The following is a 1,839-nucleotide window of genomic DNA, read 5'->3' as shown; positions in this document are numbered from 1 at the left end:
CGACCCGAGATCGCCTGTGAGCACAGTTCTCGGATTCTGAGCACCCGATTTTCAACAGACTTCTAGTCTTCCCGGCAGATGCGGGCGTCCCTTATCGCGTTGCGCCGCCCGGAAAGGGCGTGTAGCTTCGCACGCTCCAATCGCATGTTTTCCATCCTCCGGCTACCGGTTCATCCCCATGAAGAAGCTTTCCGCCGCCCTCGTCACGGCGGCGCTCGCGCTCGCCTTCCACACCGGTGCACACGCGCAGGCCAAGGCGCCGCGCCCGTCCCGCAACCGCATCTCCACACAGGAGATCGCCGAGGCGCGCACCAACAGCGTGTACGAGCTGATCCAGTCCAAGCGCGGCTTCTGGCTCTCGCGCCTGGGCAACGCCGGCCCGTCGGACGTGCTGGTGTTCCTGGACAGCGGCCAGCTCGGCGGCCTGGACGAGCTGAAGTCGGTTCCTTCGCTGGGGCTGGCCTCGGTGGAGTTCCTGGATGCGGGGCAGGCGTACTTCCGCTATGGCAAGCAGTCGCACGACGGCGCCATCGTGGTCCACACCGTCTCCACCCCGGCGGATTCCGCCCACGCCGCGCACCCGCGCTGACCGCGGCGGACCGATAGACGCCGGCGGAGAGGAGGGAGACGAATGGACCTGGACCCGATCGACCTTTCGGGCGTGGTGGGGCTCACGGCGCTGGGGCTGCTCACGCTCAACATCCTGCTGGGCCTGCTGATGTCGGTGAAGTACAACCCGGTGCGGCAGTGGCCGCACCGGAAGATCAACACGTTCAAGATCCACAACTGGACGGGCTACACCGCCCTGGCGGTCGCCGTCGCCCACCCGCTGCTCATCCTGCTCTCGTCCACTGCGAAGTTCCGCTTCGTGGACATCGTCTATCCGGTGAATTCGCCCACGCAACCGTGGGTGAACACCCTGGGAGCGCTGGCGCTGTACTGCCTGATCGTCGTCGCCGTCACGTCGTACTTCCGCCTCCGGCTGGGGCGGAAGACGTGGAAGCGCCTGCACTACACCGCCTACGCCGCCGCGGCGCTGTTCTTCGTCCACGGCCTCTTCACCGACCCGCTGCTCAAGGACCGGCCGGTGGATTGGATCGATGCGGAGAAGGTGTTCGTGGAGCTCTGCATCCTCATCGTCATCGGCGCCGTCACGTGGCGCGTCGTCCACTCCCGCCGCCATCCCAAGGGCCGCGCCCTCGCCCGCCTCCGCTCCGCCCGAACCGCCCTCCCCGACTGACGTAGCGCCTTCGGAGCGAACCCGTCGTCCTCCCTGCGACGATCCGCGCTACGACGGCAGACCTCCCCCGCCCGACATCTCCCGCACACCCCATCGTTCGACCGCGCGCCGCCCGTCCGGCCGCGGTCCAGCCTGCGTTTGCCATTCTCCGCGCAACCTTCGGGTCGTTCAACGGGAAGCAGATTCCGACGACCTCATGCGTTTATTTGTGTCTGATAACGTATTGACATCGTATGTTTGCGTTTGTACGTTCCATCCACACCAACCACCTTGGCCGCGCCTCTCGGGCCCCTTCCCCGGCCTGCACGAACGCGCGGTCCCCATTCCCGGAGCACCCACGTGATCGACTGGATCGTCGGCCTGTTCAAGGCCCCCGCACCCGACCCCGCGCCCACCACGACCACCTTCGGCGGCTTCGGCGGCGGGAGCTTCGGCGGCGGTGGCGCAGGCGGCAGCTGGTAAGCACGCGGCGCGTCGTCGGATAGTACGCGGTACCCCTTCGGCTCCCCCCTCTCCTCACCTCGGAGGTTCCACGTGTTCGATTGGTTCTTCGGCCTGTTCGGCTCCAGCACGGCTTCGCTCGCGGCGACCGCTCCCGC

Annotated in this window: 3 protein-coding genes; all 3 read left to right on the top strand. The window is 67.2% G+C overall.

Translation table 11 applies throughout. The features are described from left to right. The first annotated feature begins 178 nt into the window (after window positions 1–178). The 3 genes from VFE05_22570 to VFE05_22560 all read left to right on the top strand — a co-directional run bounded on the left by VFE05_22570 (window position 179) and on the right by VFE05_22560 (window position 1,702). Entirely contained in the window at window positions 179–589 is a 411-nt protein-coding gene (locus tag VFE05_22570; protein HET6232878.1) for a hypothetical protein, read from the top strand. 42 nt (window positions 590–631) lie between these two features. Then, window positions 632–1,240: a ferric reductase-like transmembrane domain-containing protein gene (locus VFE05_22565; GenBank protein HET6232877.1), complete on the top strand. Its 609-nt coding sequence runs from the start codon at window positions 632–634 to the stop codon at window positions 1,238–1,240. Window positions 1,241–1,579: 339 nt separating this feature from the next. Further along, on the top strand, window positions 1,580–1,702 hold the full coding sequence (locus VFE05_22560; protein HET6232876.1) for a hypothetical protein: 123 nt from the start codon (window positions 1,580–1,582) through the stop codon (window positions 1,700–1,702). Window positions 1,703–1,839: the final 137 nt, after the last annotated feature.

This window comes from Longimicrobiaceae bacterium, assembly GCA_035696245.1.
Lineage (GTDB): Bacteria > Gemmatimonadota > Gemmatimonadetes > Longimicrobiales > Longimicrobiaceae > DASRQW01.
This window is presented reverse-complemented; position numbering and strand designations above follow the sequence as displayed.